This window comes from Streptomyces atriruber (genome assembly GCF_001418325.1).
In the GTDB taxonomy this organism is placed as follows: Bacteria; Actinomycetota; Actinomycetes; order Streptomycetales; family Streptomycetaceae; genus Streptomyces; species Streptomyces atriruber.
Genome location: NZ_LIPN01000177.1, coordinates 1 through 5,725 on the forward strand (window position 1 = coordinate 1; position 5,725 = coordinate 5,725).

The following is a 5,725-nucleotide window of genomic DNA, read 5'->3' on the forward strand; positions in this document are numbered from 1 at the left end:
CCTGACGCCGACGCCCCCCCCACGCTCGTACCCCCACAGAGGACACCACCATGAGCAGCACCACCACCCCCGAAGAAGTCCGCCGCGTCGCCTGCGTGGGCGCCGGTGTCATCGGCGGCGGCTGGGTCGCCCACTTCCTGGCCCGCGGCTACGACGTCACCGCCTGGGACCCCGCCCCCGACGCCGAACAGAAGCTGCGCCGCCTCGTCGAGGCCGCCTGGCCCGCGCTGACCCAGCTCGGACTCGCCGAGGGCGCCTCGCAGGACCGCCTCACCGTGACCGCGACCCTCGAAGAGGCCGTCGCCGACGCCCAGTTCGTGCAGGAGAGCGCCCCCGAGAAGCTGGACCTCAAGCGCGACCTGCTCGCCCGCCTCGACGCCGCCGCCCCCGCCGGGGTCGTCATCGCCTCCTCCACCTCCGGCTATCCGATGACCGACATGCAGACCGAGGCGGCGACCCCGGGCCGCCTCGTCGTCGGGCACCCCTTCAACCCGCCGTATCTGATACCCCTCGTCGAGGTCGTCGGCGGCGAGCGGACCGACGCCGACGCCGTGGCGTGGGCGTCCCGCTTCTACGAGGTCGCGGGCAAGTCCGTGATCACCATGAAGAGCGAGGTTCCCGGCTTCATCGCCAACCGCCTCCAGGAAGCCCTGTGGCGCGAGGCCCTGCACATGGTCGCGGGCGGCGAGGCCACCGTGCGGGAGATCGACGACTCCATCACCGAGGGCCCGGGTCTGCGCTGGGCGTTCATGGGCCCGATGCTCACCTTCGCGCTCGCGGGCGGCGAGGGCGGCATGGCCCACATGCTCGACCACTTCGGCCCGTCCCTGAAGTCCCCCTGGACGCGGCTCGAAGCCCCCGAGCTCGACAAGAAGCTGTACGACGCCGTGGTCGCCGGATGCGACGACGCGGCGGACGGCCGCACCATCGCGGACCTCGTCGCCGAGCGCGACCAGGGCGTCATCGACGTCCTGCGCGCCACGGGCCGCCTGAACGGAGGCCGGAAGTGAGCGAGTCCCTGCCCCTGGCCCGGCACCGTGTCCGCCCCGAGTGGATCGACTACAACGGCCACATGAGTGAGGCCTTCTACGTCCTCGTCTTCGGCTACGCCACCGACGCCATGATGATCGAGACGGGCCTGCACGCCGGCTACCGCGAGTCCACCGGCTGCTCCCTCTACACGGTCGAGGCGCACGTGCGGTACCTGAACGACGTCTCCGAAGGAGCCCACCTCGCCGTCCGCACCCGCCTGCTGGGCGCGGACGCGAAGAAGGCCCGCTTCACGCACGAGATGTACGTCGTGGAGGACGAGGGCGACGAACCGGCCCCGGACGCCGCCCCCGTGGCCACGACCGAGCTGCTCGCGCTCCACGTCGACCAGAACGCGGGCCGCGCGGCACCGTTCCCAGCGGAGATCCGCGAACGGCTGACAGGGCTGACCGAGCAGGCTCCCGAGTGGGCGGGGCGCTCCATCGCCGAGGTACCCCGGGTTGCTTAGGGGCGCGGGGAACCGCGCGACAAGCCGCGACGAACCCGCGGTCGGGAACGAGCCTCACCGCGGCAACGGCTCTCGTGCCGTCTCCGGGAGCCGCAGATAGACGACCGAAGAGACGACACAGAGCACGGCCACGTACACGGGAAAGAGTCCAGGAGACCCGATCTCCTTGAACAGCGTGCCCATGTACGGGGCCGTGCCGCCGAACAGGGCTACGGTGAGCGAGTACGGGAAGCCGATCCCGGCGGCCCGCACCCGCGCCGGGAACACCTCCGCGTTCACCGCCGCCGAGATCGACGTGAAGCCGGTGAGCAGCACCATGCCCGCGCACTGCACGAGCAGCAGCGAAGTGAACGACCCGGTGAGGGACTTCAGCAGCGGCACGCTCAGGACGGCGAAGCCGATGCCGAAGAAGAGCAGCAGCGGCCTGCGCCCGACCCGGTCGGAGAGCAGCCCGCCGAGCGGCTGGAGCACCGCGAAGAACGCGAGCGAGACCGTGCCCGCGAGGAGCGCCTGGCTCTTGCTGATGTCCGTGTTCAGCTCGGCGTACGTCGGCAGGTACGACGTCCAGGTGTAGTAGGCGATGGTGCCGCCCGCGGTGATGCCGCAGATCAGCAGGGACTGGCGCGGATGGTGCCGCAGCGCGTCGAACAGGCCGGGCCGGTCGTCCGGCTCCGCGGGCGCCCGGTGCGTCTCGTGCGCCCCCTGCCTGATCCAGAAGCCGACCAGGCTCAGCGCCGCCCCGATCAGGAAGGGCAGCCGCCAGCCCCAGCCGTCCATCTGCCCGCCGGAGAGCGTGGCGACGAGGAGGGCCGCGACGCCGGACGCGGCGAGCTGACCCGCGCTCGTGGAGACGTACTGGAAACTGGAGAAGAGGCCGCGCCGTCCGGGGCCCGCCGACTCGACGAGGAACGTCGTCGACGCGGCGAACTCACCGCCCACGGAGAGACCCTGCAGCAGCCGGGCGAGCACCAGGACGACGGGGGCGAGCACGCCGACGGCCGCGTACGTCGGGGTCAGACCGACCAGCAGACTGCTGCCGCCCATGAGCAGGATCGTGACGGTCAGCGCGGCACGGCGGCCGCGCCGGTCGGCGACCGCACCCATGAGCAGGCCGCCGACGGGCCGCATGAAGAAGCCCACCGCGAAGACCGCGAAGGTGGCGAGCAGCGGGACGAGCGAATTGCCGGAGCCCTTGGGGAAGACCTGGTCGGCGATGTACGTGGCGAGGAACGTGTACGCGTACCAGTCGTACCACTCGACGGCGTTGCCGACCGACGCCGCGAGCAACTGTCGTATCGGGCGCCGCTCATGGCCGGGGACGGCGGCGGTCACCTGGTCGTGCTGTGTCATGATCACGACCTTCCCCTGCCTCGCGGCGCCCCACACGTGCTGTCCGTCAGGCGGACGGGGCGTCTGCTCAGCCGGTCGTGGGCTTGTACGCGTACACCGCCGTCGTCACCAGACACGGCGCGGGCGGCACCACCTCGACGCGCAGGGTGCGGCGCGCGGAGTCGTAGTCGATGCCCTCGGTCTCGAACGAGCCGGAGCAGATGCTGCGCTGCGGCGCGGCGAAGAGGCTCGCGACGCGGCCGGTCACCGGCTTCCCGTCGAGCGGCCGCTCCAGGTCGACCTGGAGGACCGGGCGGTCCTCGGGGAACAGTTCCTTGGACGCGTCGTTCGAGGCGCACACCAGACGGGTGTCGGAGACGAAGTCGCAGCCCTGGATGTCGCGCACCGGCTTGTCGAGCGTGATCTGCCCGGCCTGGGGGAGGGCGCCGCCGGTGGGCGGGGTCGAGGGGTTGAGGAGCGGCGCGGGGAAGACCTGGAGGCGGTTCTGGTCGCCCCACTCGCCGGACACCAGCCACTTGTCGTCGGGGGAGACGGCCGCGAAGGAGTTGTTGAGCTTCTCGCCCGCGTCGAGCTCGTGCTCGTAGAGGTGGCGCTTGCCGTCCGGGGTGGTGACGGCGAACATCTTCGACTTCGCGTCGTCGCCGCCTTGATAGGCGTCGAAGGTGTGGCCGTTTGCGATGTCGGGGTCGCCTATGTGACCCCAGCCCTTCATGCGCAGGTCCAGGGGTATCGAGCCGAGGCCCCGGTAGAGGAGGCTGCCGTCGGCGCGGCTCGCCAGGCCCTGACTGCCCGTGAGGGAGTTGACGCGCGAGGTGCCGGACTCCTGCCAGCCACCGGGCGCCGCGGGCGCGGCAGCCGCGCCGCCGCCCGTCATCACCGCCAGAGTGACGGCGCCGAACAGGGCGGTTGATGCCTTCCAGACGGTCATCGGGCGCTACCTCCGTGGGGGGTCGGGACGCTGCGGCGTCATCGTACGTAACCTGCGCCCCGGCGATGTACACAACGCGGAGCCCGACGAGGTACGTAACGTGAACACCGGCGGTACCAGTCCGAAAGAAGCCGAAAGAAGCCCGACAGAAGGCGGTTCAGACGTGAAGCTGGCAATTCTCGGCGGCGGTGGGTTCCGCGTGCCGCTCGTGTACGGGGCCCTCCTCGGCGACCGCGCCGAGGGCCGCGTCACCGACGTCGTCCTGCACGACCTCGACGCGGCACGGCTCGACGCCGTCACCCGCGTCCTCGCCGAACAGGCCGCCGGGGTCCCGGACGCGCCCGCCGTCACCGCCACCACCGACCTCGACGAGGCGCTGCGCGGCGCCGACTTCGTCTTCTCCGCGATCCGGGTCGGCGGCCTGGAGGGACGCGCCGCCGACGAGCGGGTCGCCCTCGCCGAGGGCGTCCTCGGACAGGAGACGGTCGGCGCGGGCGGCATCGCCTACGGCCTGCGCACGGTGCCCGTCGCCGTCGACATCGCCCGCCGCGTCGCCCGGCTCGCCCCCGACGCCTGGGTCATCAACTTCACCAACCCCGCGGGCCTGGTCACCGAGGCCATGTCCCGCCACCTCGGGAACCGTGTCATCGGCATCTGCGACTCGCCGGTGGGCCTCGGCCGCAGGGTGGCCCGCGTGCTCGGCGGCAACCCGGACGAGGCGTTCATCGACTACGTCGGCCTCAACCACCTCGGCTGGCTGCGCGGTCTGCGCATCGGCGGGCGCGACGAGCTGCCGCGCCTGCTCGCCGACCCGGCGCTCCTCGGCTCCTTCGAGGAGGGCAGGCTGTTCGGCACGGACTGGCTGCAGTCGCTCGGCTCGATCCCCAACGAATACCTGCACTACTACTACTTCAACCGCGAGGCCGTACGCGCCTACCAGGAGGCCGAGCAGACCCGCGGCGCCTTCCTCCGCGACCAACAGGCCCGGTTCTACGCGGAGATGCGGCGTACGGACGCGCCCGCGCTCAAGACCTGGGACGCCACCCGCGCCGAGCGCGAGGCGACGTACATGGCGGAGAACAGGGAGGTGGCGGGCGCGGGGGAGCGGGCCGAACAGGACCTTGAGTCCGGCGGCTACGAACAGGTCGCCCTCGCCCTGATGCGGGCCGTCGCGCGGGACGAACGGGCGACCCTGATCCTCAACGTCCGCAACGGCACGACCCTCTCCGCGCTGGACGCGGAGGCCGTCATCGAGGTGCCGTGCTCCGTCGACGCCAACGGCGCCCACCCCATGGCGGTGTCCCCGCTGCCGGGCGACGCCACCGGCCTGGTGTGCGCGGTCAAGGCGGTCGAGCGCGAGGTGCTCGCGGCGGCGGACAGCGGATCGTCGGCCACCGCCGTCAAGGCGTTCGCCCTGCACCCGCTGGTCGACTCGGTGGCCGTGGCGCGGCGCCTCGTGGACGGCTACCGGGAGGTGCATCCCGGGCTCGCCTACCTGAGGTGAGGGCGGCTGCCGGGCACCTGAGATGATCACGACATGAGTCCCGTCGTCTCCATCGGTGCCGCCGCCCGCCGCCCCTGCACGCTCGTCGTGTGCCGGGGCTGCTGCTGCGGCGACGCACGCAAGAACCCCGGCATCGACCACGCGTGGCAGCTGGAGCGGCTGCGGTCCGCGGCGGCGGCCTCGCGCGGGCGGTTCACGGTGCGCACGAGCGACTGCCTCGGGCCGTGCGGCCAGGCCAACCTGGTCGTGGTCCAGCCTTCGCACGAGGGGCGCAGGCGGGGCGGCCGGGCGGCCTGGGTCGGCTTCGTCACGGACGACGAGTCGCTCGACGGGATAGTGGCCTGGGCGGAGGCGGGCGGTCCCGGCCTCGCCGAGCCGTCGGCGACGCTCTCGCTCCAGCTGGTGGATCCCCGCGCGGTCTAGGTGTATTGATCACGAGCGTTGT

6 protein-coding genes are annotated in these 5,725 nt (G+C 72.1%); 4 read left to right on the plus strand and 2 right to left on the minus strand.

The window, feature by feature from the left end:
- The first annotated feature begins 50 nt into the window (after positions 1–50).
- Both AOK03_RS19945 and AOK03_RS19950 read left to right on the plus strand, forming a co-directional pair.
- On the plus strand, positions 51–1,010 hold the full coding sequence (locus AOK03_RS19945; RefSeq protein WP_055566668.1) for a 3-hydroxyacyl-CoA dehydrogenase NAD-binding domain-containing protein: 960 nt from the start codon (positions 51–53) through the stop codon (positions 1,008–1,010).
- Complete coding sequence (locus AOK03_RS19950; protein WP_055566669.1) at positions 1,007–1,498, plus strand: thioesterase family protein; 492 nt, start codon at positions 1,007–1,009, stop codon at positions 1,496–1,498. Before AOK03_RS19945 ends, AOK03_RS19950 begins: the two co-directional genes overlap by 4 nt.
- A 54-nt stretch (positions 1,499–1,552) precedes the next feature.
- On the opposite strand, the gene AOK03_RS19955 is transcribed toward AOK03_RS19950, so the two are convergent.
- Both AOK03_RS19955 and AOK03_RS19960 read right to left on the minus strand, forming a co-directional pair.
- Positions 1,553–2,848, minus strand: coding sequence for an MFS transporter (locus AOK03_RS19955; protein ID WP_055566673.1), 1,296 nt, complete (start codon positions 2,846–2,848; stop codon positions 1,553–1,555).
- Positions 2,849–2,915: 67 nt separating this feature from the next.
- Positions 2,916–3,776 (minus strand): hypothetical protein, encoded by an 861-nt coding sequence (locus tag AOK03_RS19960; RefSeq protein ID WP_055566670.1) that lies wholly within the window; start codon positions 3,774–3,776, stop codon positions 2,916–2,918.
- Positions 3,777–3,939: 163 nt separating this feature from the next.
- Here AOK03_RS19960 and AOK03_RS19965 point away from each other — a divergent pair, with 163 nt between their 5' ends.
- Both AOK03_RS19965 and AOK03_RS19970 read left to right on the plus strand, forming a co-directional pair.
- On the plus strand, positions 3,940–5,280 hold the full coding sequence (locus AOK03_RS19965; protein ID WP_055566671.1) for a 6-phospho-beta-glucosidase: 1,341 nt from the start codon (positions 3,940–3,942) through the stop codon (positions 5,278–5,280).
- Positions 5,281–5,313: 33 nt separating this feature from the next.
- Positions 5,314–5,703 carry a (2Fe-2S) ferredoxin domain-containing protein gene (locus AOK03_RS19970; RefSeq protein WP_055566672.1) on the plus strand — a complete coding sequence of 130 codons (390 nt, stop codon included), beginning with the start codon at positions 5,314–5,316 and terminating at the stop codon, positions 5,701–5,703.
- Positions 5,704–5,725 lie beyond the last annotated feature (22 nt).